This is a genomic window from Armatimonadota bacterium, from assembly GCA_016869025.1.
GTDB lineage: Bacteria > Sysuimicrobiota > Sysuimicrobiia > Sysuimicrobiales > Humicultoraceae > VGFA01.
Genome location: VGFA01000007.1, coordinates 1 through 16,428 on the forward strand (window position 1 = coordinate 1; position 16,428 = coordinate 16,428).

Genomic DNA, 16,428 nt, shown 5'->3' on the forward strand with positions numbered 1-16,428 from the left:
TAAGCACCGCGGTCAGCACCAGGTGCAGGCCGCTCCCCCGCCACAGCGCCCATCCCACCGCCATGATCAGGAGTCCACCGTACGCGGGGTGGCGCGTACGCGCGTAGAGGCCGGTCTGCACAAACGTACCCCTGCGACGCGGCCGGGGCAGGATAGTCAGGCTGGGACCGAGTTCATACAGCGCGCGCAGGCCCAGCCATCCTCCCGCGATGACCAGCAGCACACCGAGTGGCACCCAGAGCGCACGAGACGGCGCGGTCCAGCGCCACGCGGGCGGCGCCAGCGCCACCGCTGCCATCAAGATCAACTGCCCGATAACCAGCCACTCGCCGCGTGTGCCCTTCCACCAGGGCGGGCAGCCGCTCATGGTTTGCCTCCCTGCGGGCGCGAGGATCGCTGCCGGGGCCGGCCCAAGACCCGGCGGCGATGCGCCGAGGACAGGTTCTCGCACGCGTAACGCAGCACCAGCCGCGTGGTTCGATCGCGGTTCGCCACCAGGTAAGTCACGACCTCGCCGGCCTTCTTCTTCGTCGCTTCCTTCAGCAACCATCCGACCCCTTTCTGTACCATTAGGTCGGCATCGCCGAGCAGCCGGTCTGCCATGCCAAGGATCTCGGGCAGGTGCTCGCCGGTCCGCGCCAGTGGGATCATACTGACCGCGGCTGCGCGGCGGCGCCACCGATGGCGGCTGCGCGCCCAGGGGACGAGCCGACGGATCAGCGCCGGGTGGTCGCGGACCAGCGGCCCGATGATCTGGCAGCACAGCGAGTCGCAACTCGCCCAATCGTTGAGGAAGCTGACCCATCGGTCGAAGGTGCCGAAGTGCGCCGGGGCCAGGTGACGGCCGAATCGCTCCAGGATGCGAACGGCGAGCGCCGCCTCGTCCATGTTGCCCGAGCGATAGAGGCCGCCCGCGATCCGCAGGGCCGCCGGCAGCCCGCCGCGTGCGGCGGGCTTCGATCCGGCGCGTTCGACCGCGCGGAGGCGTGGCTCCCTGGCCTGCCCCACCCGAAGCGCCGCCGCGGCGTCGCGGGCGAACCCGTCGAGCAGCGTCCGGCGCACACCGTAGGTCTTGACACCGTCGGTGAAGTAGCGCCGGGCCCCGGCGGCGTTGATGGGGTCGGCATGGGCGCGGAGCAGGGCTCGCAGCGATGCGACAGAGACTGACACTTTGCACCTCCGGTTTCCATCGGCGGTTGCGTGGATTGTTCGCGATCCGCCTGAGGATTCCGCCCGGGCCACCGTCCAGCGGGAATGCTGGAGGACCCGGCCCGCCCAGAGGGAGGCGCGGGTCCGGGTCGAACTCGCCAGGGAGGATCGCAATCCGCAGCACCCGGGAGGCAGGGCGTGAAACGCGGTCGCGTTATTGTTCTCGTCGTCGCAGGCGTCGTTGCTGCTGGCGTGCTCTATCAGATCAGCGCTCCCTGGCGGGCCACCGCCGTGGACCTCACGCCGGTTGAGCGGGGATCGCTCTCCGACTCCCTGGCCGTCACCGGGATGGTCGAGGCGCGGACCGTGACGGTGTCGCCGAAGGTGCCGGGGCGGGTACGGGCCGTACACGCGGCGAGCGGCGACGAGGTGCCCGCCGGTCGGATCCTCATCGATCTGGACAACGAGGAAATGGCCGCGCGCGTGGACGAGGCTACGGCGGCCGTTTCAGCGGCCCGGGCCCGCCGGGATCAGGCCGCCGCGGCCCTGGAGGTGCAGCGCGCAGCGGCTGCCGCCCGCATGGCACAGGCCGAGGCCGAGCTGGCAGCTGCCCGGGCGCAGCGTGACAAGGCGCGCGCCGGCGCCAGGCCGCAGGAGCGGCAGCAGGCTGCATCCCGCGTGGCGCAGGCGAAGGTGGCGCTCGACCAGGCCCGGCGCGAGCACCAGCGCGTGCGCGATCTCGTGGCCAGGGGCGCACTCCCGCAGAGCGCGCTCGACGCCGCGCGCGCCGCCGAGGAGACCGCGCAGTCACAGTACGATGCCGCGCTGCAGGCTCAGAGCCTCGTCGAGGCCGGAGCGCAGGCCGAGGACATAGCCACGGCCGAGGCGCGCGTGCGCCAGGCCGAGGCCGCAGTTGCCGCCGCCCGGGCTGCGGCCGCAGAGGAGCGCATCCGCGAGGCCGATCTCGCCACGGCCCGCGCCGCTGTTGGGCAGGCCGAGGCGGCGCTGCGCGCCGCGAGGGCGCAACTGGCTTCTGCCACGATCACCGCGCCGATCGCAGGCACGGTCGTGCGCAAGAACGTCGAAGTCGGAGAACTGGTCACGCCCGGCGCCTCGCTGCTCGCGCTCGCCGACCTGCGCGAGGTCTGGGTGACCGTGGACCTGGCCGCCGGCGACGTCGCCAAGGTCCGCGTGGGGCAGGATCTCGAGGTGCGCTCGGACGCCTATCCCGGCCGCGTCTTCCCGGCAAAGGTCACGGAACTCTCCCGCGTGGCCGATCCCAGGTTCGGCGTGGGGCAGGCCTGGTCCATCCGCGCGAAGGTCGCCCTGACCGACCCTGACCGGCTGCTGCGGCCTGGGGTGCAGGTGGACATCGAGGGGACCGGGATCGTCGCGGCCGATGCGCTCCTGGTGCCGGCGACGGCCATCGTGACCCGCCTCGAGCGCACTGGGGTGTTCGTGGTTGCCGGGGGGATCGCCCGGCTCCGACCAGTCGAGATAGGCGTGCGTACGTCGAAGCAGGTGCAGGTGCTCAGCGGAGTGGAGGTCGGCGATCGGGTGGTGGGGACTCCCCCGGAGGGTCTTCGGGACGGGATGCGGGTGAGAACAAGGTAGTTCGGGGTGTACCCCGCAGCCTGGCCCGATCGGCTGGCGGCACCCTAACGTAGTGAGGAAGTGGGAGACAAAGGATTGTAGGGCTGACCAACGGAACCGGGCCGGCGTGAGGGGTGATCGAGGAATGGGACGACCCGCATGGAGCGCCAGTCAAGCCAGATGGTTCGGCTTACTTCAAGTCCCGCCTGCTCATCACAAGGGCGGGCCGAGTTGGCCGTCGTGTCTTTGTTATCCGAGCGCGGCAGGCGAAGTGCAAGTTGAGTGATAGCCGGCATCCATGTGCATTTGGGGCCGAAAGGAGCAAACAAGATGAGTAACAGTGCCCGCAGTGTCTTCGTATTTGGCCTGTATCTCGCGGTGCTCGGCGTCTTCTTGCTTGTAGCACCGAACATTCTGCTTGGGATGTTTCTCGTTCCCCATACCACTGAAGTATGGATTCGTGTCGCCGGAATGCTGGTTCTCTTCTTGGGCTTCTACTACACGCAGGCAGCCCGAAAAGAAATGACCGACTTCTTCCGATGGACGGTCTATGTCCGTTCCACCGTCATTGTCTTTTTCGCCTCCTTCGTGTTGTTGGGTATGGCTAGTCCACCCCTCCTTCTATTCGGGGCCGTGGACCTGCTGGGAGCCATTTGGACAGGCTTGGTATTGCGATCTCCGAAGAACGCGTAGCGAGAATGCGGCTTGCGTTCATATTGCGCGCACCTTCAAGCTATAAGGGGCTGGCCAACGGCAGGTTACAGCCGACGTTGCTCCGCTGCGCCCCGCGACACGGCTGAACCCAACCGTTAGCCCAAACCGTGGGCGCGGGCTTGTATCTCGCCACACCGGAGAGCGGATCGGGGCCAGGAGTCCTCGTGCTTCATTCGTGGTGGGGGCTCAACGAGTTCTTCAGGGGCTTCTGCGACCGACTCGCCGGCCAGGGGTTCGTTGCTCTCGCGCCGGACCTGTTCGACGGCAAGGTTGCGACCACCATCACGCAGGCGAAGGAGCTGCGGGCGAAGACCACCGCAGCACGCAAGGAGTCCGCATACAAGTACCTGATCCGGATGATCAGTGTGCTCTTGGGCGAGCCTGCGGTTCGCGGGCCCGACATTGGGGTGATCGGCTTCTCAATGGGCGGACACTGGGCCTACTGGCTCGCGCAGCGCCCTGAGCTGCCGATCGCGGCCACAGTGACCTTCTACGCAGCGCGCAACGGCGACTACGCGACCACTTCCTCGGACTTCCTAGCTCACTTCGCCGAGACAGACGAGTGGGTTTCCGCGGCGGGTATCAGGAAGCTCGAGAGGAGCCTGACCGCAGCCGGGAGGACGGTGTTCTTCTACACGTATCCGGGGACAGGTCACTGGTTCTTCGAGCAAGACCGTGTCGACGCTTTCGACCCTGAGGCGGCGGCACTGGCGTGGGACCGAACGCTGCTCTTCTTGAAGGAGAGGTTGGGCTAACCAGCGCGTCAACCTGACAGCGCGCCCGACTTCGTGCGTACTGTCACCTGGCGAGGTGGCACGGGTGCCGGAGGTCAAGCGAGCCAAGACGGTCTACGAGCTCAAGGTTTCGCTGCGAGGGGCGCAGCCGCTGATTTGGCGTCGGTTCCAGGTGTTGAACGACATCACCTTGTTTCGGCTCCACAACATCCTGCAGCTCGTCATGGGAGGCGCTCGATCATGGAGCAGATCCTCGCAAGATGCGGCTATCGCTGCGACCTGTGTCTGGCGTATCGGCCGAACGTCCAGGCGAATCCATCAAGCCAGCAGATCCTCAGCGATAGGTGGCACAAGTACTTCGGATTCAGAATTCCCCCAGGAGAAGTCGTGTGCGACGGCTGCATGGCAGAGGATGGGCGCCTCATTGACCACACGTGTCCGGTCAGGCCGTGCGTCATCGAGAGAGCGCTGCGCTACTGCGCCGAATGTGCTGACTACGGATGTGAGGAACTCGCAGAGCGTCTGGTGAACTATGAGGACGTTGCGGCCCGGTTCGGGGCCCCGATCCCGGAGGAAGACCGCGCCAGGTTCATCGCGCCCTACGAGAACAAGCAGCGTCTTGAGGAGTTGAGAGCGAGGTGGAGTGAGTGAATAGATTCCTGTTCGCGGGCGCAGCAGCGTTTCTGGTTCTTCACGGACTGATCCATCTTATGGGCACAGCCGCATACCTGAAGCTCGGCCGGGTCGAGGCACTTCCGTACAAGACGACGCTACTTGGCGGCGCGTGGCATGTCGGCGACGCGGGCATACGGGTTTTCGGGATTCTCTGGCTGGTCCCTGCGGTAGGGTTCGTCTTGTGCGGCATCGCCATATTCGCAGGCTGGGCATGGTGGCCCCGGCTGGTTGGAATCATGGCGGCTGTGTCCCTGGTGCTGACGCTATTGGACTGGAGCGTGGCCTACGCCGGAGCCATACGGACGATTCCACCACCCGGGCCCCCGACATTCACTTCAAGCGCATCACCGCGCGGACGGTTGTCGCAATCCGCAAGCTGAGTGGAACCTTCTCTGGAGAGCAGCGGAAGATGGTTGCTGATAACGCGCTCTCCATCGCCCAGGCGCACTTCTCCGAGAATGCCTGGATGCGTGCCATCTATGCCGATGACACGCCGGTCGGCTTCCTCATGCTGCACGTTGGCTCCGACTACGATGATGGGATTGGCTGCCCTGGAATGTTCCTGTGGCGCTTGACGAGATCGAGCTCGCGCTGAAGTTCGGGGGGTGAACCCCATGTACGAGAAATGGCTCGTGGCCGGCTGGGGGGACATGGACTTCAACTCCCACATGAGAAACACGGCCTACCTGGACAAGTCGGCTGATGTTCGGATGATGTTCTTCTCGGAGAACGGGTTTCCGATGAGCGAGTTCTACCGGCTCAGGATCGGTCCTGTGGTCATGAAGGACGAGATTGAGTACTACAGGGAAGTCGAGTTGCTGGAGGAGTTGAGGGTGACTCTGGCCATAGCCGCCCTCGCGGAGGATGGCAGCCACTTTCACATACGCAATGAGTTCTTCAAGCGCGACGGCAAGTTGGCCGCGAAGGTCACAAGTGTCGGTGGATGGCTCGATCTTGGTACGCGGAGACTGACTATCCCACCGGAGGCATTGACCAGCGCTCTACGGTCGCTTACGCGTACTGATAACTTCCAAGTCTTGCCTTCAATTGCAAAGGGATGATGTCCGGGTACACGGCTGCCTCAGAAGGAGGGTCGTCATGGCGCTGATGACTAGAAACGACTACATCGAAAGCCTCAGGAGGATGAAGAAGCGCGCGTACATCATGGGCCAGGAGGTCGAGAGCCCGGTGGACCACCCGCTGGTCCGGCCGTCGCTCAACGCATGCGCGATGACCTACGAACTGGCCCAGGATCCCGAGTACGCCGACCTGATGCTGGCCACCTCCAACCTGACGGGCCAGACGGTCAACCGGTTCACGCACCTGCACCAGAATGCGGCAGACCTGGTGGCGAAGGTGAAGATGCAGCGCCTGCTTGGGCAGAGGACGGGTTGCTGTTTCCAGCGCTGTGTGGGCATGGACGCGTTCAACGCGGTGGATTCGGTGACCTACGAGATGGACCGGACGCTGGGTACGGAATACCACGCCAGGTTTCGCCGGTACCTGCAGCACGTGCAGGAGCACGATCTGGTGGTGGACGGCGCGATGACGGACGCGAAGGGCGACCGGCGGCTGAGGCCTTCGAAGCAGGCCGATCCGGACCTGTTCGTGCACATCGTGGAGCGGAAGCCCGATGGCATCGTGGTGCGCGGCGCCAAGCTCCACCAGACCGGCGCCTTGAACGCACACGAGATCCTCGTCATGCCCACGCAGACGCTCTCGGAGGAAGACCGGGACTATGCCGTCGCATTCGCAGTTCCGGCGGACGCTCCGGGCATTCTCATGATCTGCGGCCGGCAGTCGTCGGACACACGCCGACTCGAAGGCGGCCAGATTGACGTGGGCAACCGAGAGTTCGGCGGTCACGAGGCCGTGATCATCTTGGACGAGGTATTCGTCCCCTGGGAGCGGGTCTTCATGGCCGGCGAACACGCCTTCAGCGGGCTGCTCGTTGAGCGGTTTGCCGGCTACCACCGCCAGAGTTACGGCGGCTGCAAGGCAGGTGTAGGCGACGTGATGATCGGGGCGGCGCAGTCGCTGGCCCAGTACCAGGGGACGGAGGGGGCGTCGCACATCAAGGACAAGATCGTCGAGATGGTCCACCTCAACGAGACGATGTACGCGTGCGGTATCGCGTGCTCAGCGGAAGGCAGGCCGACGGCTACCGGCACCTACCTGATTGATCCGCTGCTGGCGAACGTGTGCAAGCTCAACGTGACCCGCTTCCCGTACGAGATCGCGCGGCTGGCGCAGGATATCGCAGGCGGCCTGCTTGTCACGTTGCCGTCGGAGAAGGACCTGGCCAACCCCGTCGTGGGCCCCTACCTAGTGAAGTACCTGCACAGCGTGGACCGCTACACGACCGAAGAACGCTGCCGGATGCTGCGGTTGCTGGAGAACCTCACGCTGGGGCCGGGAGCGGCGGCCTATCTCACCGAGTCAATGCACGGGGCCGGGTCGCCGCAGGCGCAGAGGATCATGCTGGCGCGGCTCGCCGACCTGGAGGATAAGACGCGGTTGGCGCGGAAGCTGGCCGGCGTCAAGGAGCGCCCAGGGTGAGGGGCTGGTAGTCGAAGGCGAATCGTATGCCAGGAGGGAGGCTGGGCCATGTTCGCGAGAGCAGTGAATATCCAGTTCCAGGCTGGCAAGGTTGATGAAGCGAGCCGCATCGTCAACGAGTCAATCGTTCCGGTGATGAAGGAGCAAAAGGGGTTCAAGGGTCAGTTTCTCCTTACACAGAGTGATACCGGCAAAGCCATCTCGGTCAACCTGTGGGAATCGGAAACCGACCTGGCGGCATTCGAAGCCAGCCCTCTTTACCGGGAACTGTTGGGCAAGCTCGCAGGTGTTCTTGCAGGGCCGCCTGCTTCAGAGCGCTATGAGGTCAGCGTTCAGGCGTAAGGCCACATAGCTACCCCTTCGACGGCGCTGGCTGCTTGGCTGCAGCAACAGCCTTGACGATCATCCAGCCGATCACCCCCGCCCCGACTGCGAAGGTGATCAGGAACACAATCAGCGGGCTCCATTGTACGTTGGCCTTCTCCGCGGCCACGTCAAGATACCTGCGAAGCTCCGCGTTCTGCAGCACCTGGCGGCTGACCGCGTTCAGCGCCATGACGCCCACCTGGGCAAGAGCGGTCGCCAGCGCCAGCGGCCGCCGCACCTTCCTGCTCTGAGCCAGGATCAACGCCCAGGGCAGGCCCGGGCCCAGTGCGGTCAGGGCCGTCAGCACAACCAGGGAGCCGCCGAACATAGTCTGGCGCAGCTCCGGGGACCAGGTTCCGAACGTGTACCAGGTGCCCATCAGGGCGAACCAGGCCGCGCCCGCAGTGTAGAGTCTCAGCGCGAAGCCGGATACCCACCGCCGGTACGCGTCGCTCTCTTTCGCGGCGAAGAAGGCGGCGTCCACCACCAGGTAGGCGGCCGTCGTTGTCAGCGCCAGGCCAAACATCATCAGCCAGCGGGGCCAAAGAGTCGGGTCGGCGACGTTGAGTGCGATTCCCAGCGGCGCGCCTGCTACGCTCGTCTTCTGCCACAGTGCCGGCCACGCGGCCAGGTTGGTCATCAGACTGAAGCCGTTGGCGAACACGAAGCTAATCGCGATGAACAGCAGCGTCCCAATCCATCCGGCCGTGCGGTGAACCGGCGAGGTGCGTCCCCTCCGGAGACCGATGGCGTAGAAATAGACGCCGTAGTAGGCCGGGATGAGCATGAGGATGATGCTCAACCACGGCCAGGCCATCAGGATGGTGGCCGGGAAGAACACCTTGTAGTACGCGACCTGGATGAACAGCAGCGGTATGATCCCGAAGTTGATGCCCAGGGCGATCAATATCGGCATCTGGTTCATCAGGCGGTTCGAGCAGGTCCTGGCATGCTCGTCGCGTCCTCGCAGGAGCATTGCCAGCAGGACCCCGGCGAACCACAGGTTCATCGGAATCGTGTGGAGCGTGAACCCCAACACCTTGAAGAACACCGTGAACCAGTATGGTGATGGGACTCCCAGCGGGCTGTCGGGTCCTAATAGACGGGTTGGATCCATCTTCGCCTCCCTACCGCATTCCCTCCGGGCGCGGCAGCGCGATTGACGCCAGGTACTTCACCAGCATCTCCGTTTCCTCGGGCGTGCCCGCCCACGGCGGCATGAAGATGTTCACATCTCCCAGGTGCGGGACGGTGCTCCGGATGATGTCCGGCGTCCAGCCCCGCATCAGGTGTCCGACCGCCGAGTATCCCGCGGTTGTGGAGTGGCAGTTGTTGCAGGCGTACTGGAAGATCAGGTGGCCCAGCCGCACCTGGTCGGGCTCGGATAGCCCGCTCAGCTTCTCCCGAACGATCTTAGTCCCGTCCATCACCTGGGGATACTGCGAGGCAACGAAGGCCTTGGTCCAGGTGCCGCTCTCCAGATAGCCGACCTTGCGCACCTGGGGAAGCTGTTCGGTCAACAACTGGTTGCCCATCACGATGTTATAAACGATGTACGGCTTGCGGACCGCCTCACGGATGAACTCACCCGTGCTGAACGCGCCCACCCCGAAGATGAAGAGCAAGATCGCAAATCCCGGGGATAGCCACCCAGGGTTGCGGTAAGGCCCCAGGTACAGCATGACGAACACGATGGCCGTGGTGGCGAAGATCAGGGCCGTGAGCACGGTCAGGACGCCGGAGGCCATCAGGGCCGCCCGGGCCGACTCGGGCAGGAACGCGTACCATCCCATGCCGCCGATCAGGATCAGGATGGAGCCCAGCAGCCCAGGACGGGCCGATCGCTTTGCGACCAGATCGCGCAGCGCAGGGTCCTTGATCTTGAACGCCGCGTGCAGGTACACGTACAGCGTCGCCAGGAGGATCGCGCCCCCTGTGCGCGCCAGCACCTGGGGCACGAACTGCGGGTTGAGCAGCCCCACCCAGAAGTTCTTGCTCTGCAGCCAGGCGCCGGGGTTGAGCATGAAGCCGGTGATTCCGGTGATCAGTACCAGACTCAACCAGGCCGAGCCCGCGTAGATCCACCCCATGGTCTGATGGGTCTTCGGGTCCGGCCGGCCCCAGTAGTAGTAGAAGATGAACGCGGCGACGATCTCGATAATGAATGTCACGTACTCCATCGCCCAGCCGAAGACGAAGATGTGGATCAGCGTCCTGGTAGCCAGAGGGGAGGCCAGCCCGATCGTCCACCAGATGCCCACGCCGGTGATGGCGCCGTAGACTACCGTGAGCAGGATGAAGAACCACGCGTGCTGTTTCAGGTAGGCGAGGTAGTGCCGGTTGTGCGTGCGGTAGGCGTGCCGCACCTCGACCGCCAGGAACAGCCCGCCGCCCACGGCGTAGTGCGCGACCAGTACGTGCAGCACCGCTATTGCGGCGATGAGCATGGGGGACGTGAGAAGCGGGACGTACCACCAGGGATAGTGCATGCCGATCCCTCCCCTCGACTCCTGTGAGGTTCTTTGTGGCTTCTCACTGTCCCTGCGCTGCGGGCTCCAGCCCGCCCACTCGGCCCGCCTATGCGAACCTGGCTACTCGAACCTGAACAACAGGATCCCCACCACGAAGAACGCGATGCCGAATCCGGCGAGCGCGGCCGCCTGCGGCAGCACCTCCGCCAGCCCGAGGCCACGCGTGATGATGTTCACGAACCCGGTCATGGCCCATCCCTGCGGTACGGCGTAGGCCAGGGTCTGCATGTACCGCGGCGCTACCTCGATCGGCCACCAGGCCCCGCCCAGCATCGCCGGGATGATGGTTACAACCGGAAACAGCGTGGACACCTGCGCCTCGGTACGGACGACCGCCGCGAGCATGACGCCTAGCCCGGTGGCCGAGAAGAGATACGTGGCCACTAGCAGGGCAAGCGCGGCAGGGGCCTGCCCCCAGTTCACGCCGAGCAACCCCCAGCCGACGATGATCAGGATGCCCATCTGAACGACTCCTTGAAGATAGATCCCGGAGATCTTGCCTCCCAGGATGGATGCCCGCCGCGTCGGGGTGGTCATCAGCCGCGCCAGCGTGCCGTTCTGGCGTTCGACCACAAGGGTTGCCGCGCTCATCGCCGCGGCCATCATGACGAACATCACCGCAAAGCCCGGGGAGGCCTGCTCCATGCCAGTCGGGAGCCGCTGCCGGCGGTCGGGGGCAAGTGCGCTTGCCACCTCCACGTTGACGGTCACAGGGGGAGTGGGCGACCAGCGGCTGTCGGCCCGATCAATGGCGCGGCGGCGCACAGCCGGTCCCAGCGAGGGGTCCTGCGTCTCGCGCACGGCCAGCGCCGCGGTGAACTCGCCCGCGATGGCGTCCACCGCCAGGCGCATCGCCACCTCGCGCACGATCTCGGTGACGAGCATGGGCGGGCCCCGGCGTGGGTCGAACCGCACGCTCACGTCGGCGTCCTTGCCCGTGTTGATGCGGGCGGCAAACCCTTTGGGTATGAAGATGACGGCGGCGACGCGCCCATCCTCGAGCAGCGCCCTCGCCTCCACCCCGGTGGTCTTCCGAAGGCCGACCGTGGGCTCCTTTCCAAGACGCTCAGCGAAGAGCCGCGAGTACGTGCTGTCGTCCTCGTCGGCGACCGCCACCGGCGTGCGCGCGCCGGCGGCGCCTTCTCCAAAGACGGCGCCCACCAGCACGGTCATCAACAGAGGCATCGCCAGCCGCCAGAGCAGCGCGCCGCGATCGCGCGCGGTGATGGTCAGCGACAGCAGCGCAATCGTCCAGGCCTTGCGCAGGGCGGTCACGTTGCGCTCACCGGAACCGCAGCCTCCACGCCCCCACGGTGAGGAACACCACGGACATGGCGAGCAGCGCCAGCAGCGGCTGCCAGATGGCCACCGGGGTCTGTGCGCCGGCCATGATGGCCAGGAATCCGTCGAGGGCCCAGCGGTTGAAGGTCAGCCGGCTGACGTATTCCAGCCACGGCGGCATGAAGTACACGGGGAACATCGCGCCGCCCAGGAACGACATGGGCAGGATGATGGCCGGTGCCAGCGACTCGACGGCCTCGGGGGTGCGGGCCAGCGCGGCCAGGAACGTGCCCAGCCCGGCCGCGGCCAGCGCCGTGGCGCCGATCATCAACAACAGCAGCAGCGGAGAGCCCCACCGGACCTTGTAGAAGACCGACGTGAAGAGAACAAGCAGACTGAACTGTACCAAACCCGTCAGGAAGGTGGCCAGGAGCTTGCCGGCTATGATGTCGGAGGAGCCCGTGGGGGTTGTGCGCATGCGCGCGAGCGTGCCCTCGCGCCGCTCGACCAGGATGCTCTGGCTCGCCATGCTCACCCCGAAGAGCAGGTACATGACACCCATCCCCACGGCGTAGTAGTCAATGGCCGCGGGGAAGCGGGGCCCACTGCCGCGCTCCTCGGCGATCGCCACGGCCTGGCGGCCCGTGAACTGCTCGACGTCCTTCAGCCATGACGGAATGGCCGCGACGACCGTGGCCGGGGTCATGATGCGTTCGACGATGAGCGTCTCGGCCGCCACCGTGATCGCCACCTGCCGCTTGACCACCTCCGCGCCGAACCGGTTGACGATGCTGTTGACGATGCCGGCCCGGATGCTCTGGGCCGGATCCGTGAAGAGCATGAGGCGCGCAGGGCGCCCGGTCATGACCGCCTGCGAGAATCCCCGGGGGATCACCAGCCCGGCGGCTCGGCGCCCGCGCAGAACCAGGTTTCGGGCATCCGCGGGCTGGCCGGCGTGGTCCACACGCAGCATCCGACCGATCTCTCCGGTCCCGAGTACCTGCTCCACCAGCAGCCGCGCGATCTCGCCCTGATCCTGATCCACAACGACCACAGGGATGCGTTGGAACTCGGCGGTGCCCTGCCACATCGGGTTGAAGACTAGGCCCAGGATGAAGATGAGCGCCATCGGCATGGCGAGCAGCACTACGAGGGCGCGCCGGTCGCGCGCGCGGATGCTGAGATCCTTCGCGGCGATGAACAGGGCCTTGCTGGTCACGGTTCAGTCACGGAGTCCCTTGCCGGTGAGGTGGAGGAAGAGACTCTCGAGGTTGGGCTCCCGGACCTCGATGGCCAGGATCGGCACGTCGTGCGCCACGAACTGCGTCACGATCTGCGGCAGCAGCCGGCGGCCTGTCGTGGTCAGCACCTCGAGCCGGTCCTCGCGCATCCGCACATCGTCCACCCCCGGAAGCGCGCGGAGCGACGCGGGCAGCTCGGCGCCAAGCCGCGCCGCGTGCGTGGCTATGCTGATCAGGTCGCGCTCCCCGACCTGCAGGCGCAGCTCCTCCTGGGTGCCCATGGCGATGATCTGGCCCGCGTCCATGATCGCGATCCGGTTGCAGAGGAACTCGACCTCCTCCATGTAGTGGCTGGTATAGAGGACGGTGAGGCCATCGCGGTTGAGCTGCTTCACGGTCTCCAGGATGTTGGTTCGCGACTGGGGATCCACACCCACGGTGGGCTCGTCCAGCATCAGCAGCTTCGGCCGGTGCAGGAGGCCTACGGCGATGTTGATCCGGCGCTTCATCCCACCTGAATAGGTGTCAATGCGCTCGCCGGCCCGGTCGCGCAGGCCCACGACATCGAGTACCTCCTCGATGCGGCGCGCGGCTTCCTCGCCCGCGACCTCGTACATGCGCGCCCAGAAGCGCAGGTTCTCTCGCGCGGTGAGGGTTGGGTAGAGGGCGATCTCCTGTGGGACCACGCCGATCGCCCGGCGGACCGCCATCGGATCCCTGCGTATGCTGTTGCCCGCAATAAAGGCGTCACCGGAGGTGGGTTCCAACAGGCAGGCCAACATGCCGATGGTGGTGGTCTTGCCGGCGCCGTTGGGGCCGAGCAACCCGAACGCTTCGCCGCTTCGCACCTCGAACGAGATCCCGCGGACCGCTGCATGCCCATCGTAGTGCTTGACCAGGTTCCCGGCGGCGACAAGGGCGTCCATGGGTTTCCTATTCCGCGGGCGAGGTTTGGGTCCCTGGTGAACGGTGGCAGGGTGCCTGGTGAGGTCGCGAGCCGCCGGGAGGCCGAAGGGGCAGGGTGCGGAGCGCGGGCCGCTGAAGTACCGGATGGTGAAGACCGCCTCGCGCACACCCAGGAATCCACGTTGAGCTTCTTCCTGAAGGGACTCGTCATCGGCTTCTCGATCGCTGCCCCGGTCGGGCCGATTGGCGTGCTGTGCATCCGCCGGACACTCGCCGACGGGCGGGCGGCAGGGCTAGTCTCCGGCCTGGGCGCGGCCACGGCCGATGCGGTCTACGGCGCGATCGCCGGATTCGGGCTGACGTTCATATCAGGCCTGCTGATCGGCCACCAGGCCTGGCTCCGCCTGGCCGGTGGCGTCTTTCTCGTCTACCTCGGTGTGAGAACGTTCTCAGCGACTCCGGCCTCCGAGGGGCCGTCTCGGACTGGCGCCGGTCTCCTGCGCGCCTACGCGTCCACGTTCCTGCTGACCCTAACGAATCCCATGACGATCCTTTCGTTTGCGGCGATCTTTGCAGGGCTGGGGCTGGCGAATGCGGCCGGAGGGTACGCCGTGGCCGGAGGGTACGCACCGGCCGGAGCGCTCGTGGCAGGGGTGTTCCTTGGGTCGGCTGCCTGGTGGCTGATCCTGAGCAGCAGCGCCGGCGCCGTCCGATCGAAGGTCGGTCCTCCGGGGATGCGCTGGATCAACCGGCTCTCAGGGTGCATCATCGCCGCGTTCGGCCTTGCAGCGTTTGTCAGCCTGATCCGATGAAACCCAACACCCTCTGGCGGCACCGCGACTTCCTGCTGCTCTGGACCGGACAGACCATCTCGGTCTTCGGGAGCCAGTTCACGCACCTGGCCGTACCGCTCGTCGCCGCGGTGATCCTGAAGGCCTCGCCGGCACAGATGGGCGTCCTCTCCGCTGTCGTGACCGCGCCCTTCCTGCTCGTAGGTCTGTTTGCTGGAGTCTGGGTGGACCGCTGGCGCCGTAGGCCGGTCCTGATCTCCGGCGACGTGGGCCGCGCGCTGGTGCTTTCGGCGATCCCGATCGCGCACGTGGCCGGCGCGCTCAGCATGCCGCTACTCTACGCGGTAGGGTTTCTGACCGGCGTCTTGACAGTATTCTTCGACGTCGCCTACCAGTCGTATCTGCCGTCCTTGGTTGACCGCGCGCATCTCGTGGAGGGGAACAGCAAGCTCGAGGCGAGCCGCTCGACCGCCCAGATCGCCGGACCGGGGCTCGCCGGCGTCGTCGTCCAGATTGTCTCGGCCCCGATGGCAATCGTTTTCGACGCCCTGTCCTTCTTGGTTTCCGGCCTGTTCATCGGGCTGATCAGGCGGTCCGAGCCGGCGCCTGAGTCTGTCCGAGCGCCTATGCTGGGCGAGATTCGCGAGGGGCTCGCGGTGGTCTTCGGAAACCCGATGCTTCGTGCGATTGCCGGTTGCACCGGTACGTCAAACTTCTTTGCCTCTGTGGCAGGCGCTCTCTACATTCTCTTTGTCACGCGCGAGCTGGGGATGAAGCCGGTCGCGATCGGTGCCGTTTTCAGCCTGGGCAGCCTCGGGGCGCTGGCAGGTGTGCTGCTCGCAGGATCACTCGCTCGGCGGCTGGGCGTAGGCCGCGTGATCGTGGTTGCGCCGCTGATCTCAGGTCTGGGGTTCGTGCCGGTGGTGCTGGCTACCCCGGCGCTGGCGGTCCCGCTGCTGACGCTGGGCGCGCTGGTGGTCAGTTTCGGTTCCCCCGTCTACAACATCAGCCAGGTGAGTCTGCGTCAGGCGATTACCCCGCACCGGCTGCAGGGACGGATGAACGCCACGATGCGGTTCCTGGTCTGGGGTACGATGCCGCTGGGCGCGCTGGCCGGTGGCGCCCTGGGTCAGGTGCTGGGGCTGCGCCCGACGATCGCGATTGCCGCGGCCGGGGCGGCGCTGGCGTTTGTGTGGGTGTGGCGCTCGCCGGTGCGGGCGCTCAGGCAGATTCCCGAGCCGCCCGGGCCGGCAGATTAGCCTGCTTTTCCGCCACCGCGCTTGGCGATGTACCGAACCCCTGGCACGTTGGCGAAGTCTGCATCTTGGCTCCACAGGGTTGCGCCTGAGGCACGCGCGGTTGCCAGCATGATGCTGTCCGCCATTGGGACTCCCAGGTCAAGGCTAATACGAGCAGCCGCCAAAGCCAGGGGCGCGGTGAGCTCAATGACTGTGCTTTGCTGCATAACCGCAACGGCCTGAAGAGCCTCCCCTTCGCCACGCTGCCGAAGAACCTGCTTGAAAACCTCGTAGAGGCTCAGGGTGGGAACCAGAAGCTCCGCGGGTGCCTCGATGGCTTTCGCGAAGAACTTGGCATTCGGGCCATCCGCAAAGTATTCCAGCCAGCCAGAGGAATCGACTACGTTCACACGCGGTCCCGTTCACGGGGCACATCGGTGTCAATTCCCCTGAGGAAGCCCTTCATCTCGCGAACCGGCCGCACAGGAACTAGCTCGATGCGGTCTTGGTAGAGGATGGCCTGAACTTTCTGGCCGGGCCTTAGCTTCAGCTTGTCGCGGATGCCCTTTGGGATCACGACTTGGAACTTCGGCGAAATTGTTACGGTTTCCATCGGCGGCCCCGATCGATCAGCTTATCGTATTACAGTT

General features: G+C 65.8%; 19 protein-coding genes and 2 pseudogenes. 12 read left to right on the plus strand and 9 right to left on the minus strand.

Annotated elements, in window-relative coordinates; translation table 11 throughout:
* Together FJX73_05610 and FJX73_05615 are read right to left on the minus strand one after the other, a co-directional pair.
* Positions 1–550 (minus strand): isoprenylcysteine carboxylmethyltransferase family protein (locus FJX73_05610; GenBank protein ID MBM3470253.1); only part of this gene is annotated, 550 nt, incomplete at its 3' end.
* A complete protein-coding gene (locus FJX73_05615; protein ID MBM3470254.1) occupies positions 364–1,170 on the minus strand; it encodes a DNA alkylation repair protein in 807 nt (268 codons plus the stop codon). The genes FJX73_05615 and FJX73_05610, both read right to left, overlap by 187 nt.
* Positions 1,171–1,254: 84 nt before the next feature.
* On the opposite strand from FJX73_05615, the gene FJX73_05620 reads away from it, so the two are divergent.
* The 10 genes and pseudogenes from FJX73_05620 (at position 1,255) to FJX73_05665 (ending at position 7,766) form a co-directional block, all read left to right on the plus strand.
* Positions 1,255–2,763, plus strand: coding sequence for an efflux RND transporter periplasmic adaptor subunit (locus tag FJX73_05620; GenBank protein ID MBM3470255.1), 1,509 nt, complete (start codon positions 1,255–1,257; stop codon positions 2,761–2,763).
* A 309-nt stretch (positions 2,764–3,072) separates the two neighbouring features.
* On the plus strand, positions 3,073–3,435 hold the full coding sequence (locus FJX73_05625) for a hypothetical protein (protein MBM3470256.1): 363 nt from the start codon (positions 3,073–3,075) through the stop codon (positions 3,433–3,435).
* A 128-nt stretch (positions 3,436–3,563) separates the two neighbouring features.
* Entirely contained in the window at positions 3,564–4,211 is a 648-nt protein-coding gene (locus FJX73_05630; protein MBM3470257.1) for a dienelactone hydrolase family protein, read from the plus strand.
* Between the two features lie 13 nt (positions 4,212–4,224).
* Positions 4,225–4,422 (plus strand): annotated as a pseudogene (locus FJX73_05635) (plasmid pRiA4b ORF-3 family protein).
* Between the two features lie 8 nt (positions 4,423–4,430).
* Positions 4,431–4,841: a DUF3795 domain-containing protein gene (locus tag FJX73_05640; GenBank protein ID MBM3470258.1), complete on the plus strand. Its 411-nt coding sequence runs from the start codon at positions 4,431–4,433 to the stop codon at positions 4,839–4,841.
* Positions 4,838–5,158 (plus strand): annotated as a pseudogene (locus FJX73_05645) (ABC transporter permease). Before FJX73_05640 ends, FJX73_05645 begins: the two are co-directional and overlap by 4 nt.
* Before the next feature lie 116 nt (positions 5,159–5,274).
* Complete coding sequence (locus FJX73_05650; protein ID MBM3470259.1) at positions 5,275–5,460, plus strand: hypothetical protein; 186 nt, start codon at positions 5,275–5,277, stop codon at positions 5,458–5,460.
* 19 nt (positions 5,461–5,479) lie between these two features.
* On the plus strand, positions 5,480–5,926 hold the full coding sequence (locus FJX73_05655; protein ID MBM3470260.1) for a thioesterase: 447 nt from the start codon (positions 5,480–5,482) through the stop codon (positions 5,924–5,926).
* Positions 5,927–5,963: 37 nt separating this feature from the next.
* A complete protein-coding gene (locus tag FJX73_05660) occupies positions 5,964–7,424 on the plus strand; it encodes a 4-hydroxybutyryl-CoA dehydratase (protein ID MBM3470261.1) in 1,461 nt (486 codons plus the stop codon).
* 48 nt (positions 7,425–7,472) lie between these two features.
* The gene (locus FJX73_05665; protein ID MBM3470262.1) at positions 7,473–7,766 is read left to right on the plus strand and encodes a hypothetical protein; all 294 of its coding nucleotides are present in this window, start codon (positions 7,473–7,475) and stop codon (positions 7,764–7,766) included.
* 10 nt (positions 7,767–7,776) lie between these two features.
* Here the strand turns inward: FJX73_05665 and FJX73_05670 are convergent, their stop codons facing one another.
* The 5 genes from FJX73_05670 to FJX73_05690 form a co-directional block, all read right to left on the minus strand.
* On the minus strand, positions 7,777–8,907 hold the full coding sequence (locus tag FJX73_05670) for a hypothetical protein (protein ID MBM3470263.1): 1,131 nt from the start codon (positions 8,905–8,907) through the stop codon (positions 7,777–7,779).
* A 10-nt stretch (positions 8,908–8,917) separates the two neighbouring features.
* A complete protein-coding gene (locus FJX73_05675) occupies positions 8,918–10,279 on the minus strand; it encodes a hypothetical protein (protein ID MBM3470264.1) in 1,362 nt (453 codons plus the stop codon).
* Between the two features lie 102 nt (positions 10,280–10,381).
* Entirely contained in the window at positions 10,382–11,596 is a 1,215-nt protein-coding gene (locus FJX73_05680; GenBank protein MBM3470265.1) for a hypothetical protein, read from the minus strand.
* A 7-nt stretch (positions 11,597–11,603) separates the two neighbouring features.
* Positions 11,604–12,821, minus strand: a complete 1,218-nt coding sequence (locus FJX73_05685; protein ID MBM3470266.1) for an ABC transporter permease — start codon at positions 12,819–12,821, stop codon at positions 11,604–11,606.
* A 3-nt stretch (positions 12,822–12,824) separates the two neighbouring features.
* On the minus strand, positions 12,825–13,769 hold the full coding sequence (locus tag FJX73_05690; GenBank protein MBM3470267.1) for an ABC transporter ATP-binding protein: 945 nt from the start codon (positions 13,767–13,769) through the stop codon (positions 12,825–12,827).
* Here FJX73_05690 and FJX73_05695 point away from each other — a divergent pair.
* Both FJX73_05695 and FJX73_05700 read left to right on the plus strand, forming a co-directional pair.
* Entirely contained in the window at positions 13,719–14,561 is an 843-nt protein-coding gene (locus FJX73_05695) for a LysE family translocator (protein ID MBM3470268.1), read from the plus strand. The genes FJX73_05690 and FJX73_05695 overlap by 51 nt on opposite strands.
* Entirely contained in the window at positions 14,558–15,799 is a 1,242-nt protein-coding gene (locus FJX73_05700) for an MFS transporter (GenBank protein ID MBM3470269.1), read from the plus strand. Before FJX73_05695 ends, FJX73_05700 begins: the two co-directional genes overlap by 4 nt.
* On the opposite strand, the gene FJX73_05705 is transcribed toward FJX73_05700, so the two are convergent.
* Complete coding sequence (locus tag FJX73_05705; GenBank protein ID MBM3470270.1) at positions 15,796–16,188, minus strand: type II toxin-antitoxin system VapC family toxin; 393 nt, start codon at positions 16,186–16,188, stop codon at positions 15,796–15,798. The genes FJX73_05700 and FJX73_05705 overlap by 4 nt on opposite strands.
* On the minus strand, positions 16,185–16,391 hold the full coding sequence (locus FJX73_05710; protein MBM3470271.1) for an AbrB/MazE/SpoVT family DNA-binding domain-containing protein: 207 nt from the start codon (positions 16,389–16,391) through the stop codon (positions 16,185–16,187). The genes FJX73_05705 and FJX73_05710 overlap by 4 nt, the downstream gene beginning before the upstream one ends.
* Positions 16,392–16,428: the final 37 nt, after the last annotated feature.

What these genes read in the sequence shown, in the direction of transcription:
- FJX73_05700 (MBM3470269.1), top strand. Translation starts at nt 14,558, where the DNA reads ATGAAACCCAACACCCTCTGGCGGCACCGCGACTTCCTGCTGCTCTGG.
- FJX73_05695 (MBM3470268.1), top strand. Translation starts at nt 13,719, where the DNA reads ATGCCCATCGTAGTGCTTGACCAGGTTCCCGGCGGCGACAAGGGCGTC.
- FJX73_05665 (MBM3470262.1), top strand. Translation starts at nt 7,473, where the DNA reads ATGTTCGCGAGAGCAGTGAATATCCAGTTCCAGGCTGGCAAGGTTGAT.
- FJX73_05620 (MBM3470255.1), top strand. Translation starts at nt 1,255, where the DNA reads ATGCTGGAGGACCCGGCCCGCCCAGAGGGAGGCGCGGGTCCGGGTCGA.
- FJX73_05690 (MBM3470267.1), bottom strand. Translation starts at nt 13,769, where the DNA reads ATGGACGCCCTTGTCGCCGCCGGGAACCTGGTCAAGCACTACGATGGG.
- FJX73_05710 (MBM3470271.1), bottom strand. Translation starts at nt 16,391, where the DNA reads ATGGAAACCGTAACAATTTCGCCGAAGTTCCAAGTCGTGATCCCAAAG.
- FJX73_05670 (MBM3470263.1), bottom strand. Translation starts at nt 8,907, where the DNA reads ATGGATCCAACCCGTCTATTAGGACCCGACAGCCCGCTGGGAGTCCCA.
- FJX73_05660 (MBM3470261.1), top strand. Translation starts at nt 5,964, where the DNA reads ATGGCGCTGATGACTAGAAACGACTACATCGAAAGCCTCAGGAGGATG.
- FJX73_05650 (MBM3470259.1), top strand. Translation starts at nt 5,275, where the DNA reads ATGGTTGCTGATAACGCGCTCTCCATCGCCCAGGCGCACTTCTCCGAG.
- FJX73_05625 (MBM3470256.1), top strand. Translation starts at nt 3,073, where the DNA reads ATGAGTAACAGTGCCCGCAGTGTCTTCGTATTTGGCCTGTATCTCGCG.
- FJX73_05675 (MBM3470264.1), bottom strand. Translation starts at nt 10,279, where the DNA reads ATGCACTATCCCTGGTGGTACGTCCCGCTTCTCACGTCCCCCATGCTC.
- FJX73_05640 (MBM3470258.1), top strand. Translation starts at nt 4,431, where the DNA reads ATGGAGCAGATCCTCGCAAGATGCGGCTATCGCTGCGACCTGTGTCTG.
- FJX73_05655 (MBM3470260.1), top strand. Translation starts at nt 5,480, where the DNA reads ATGTACGAGAAATGGCTCGTGGCCGGCTGGGGGGACATGGACTTCAAC.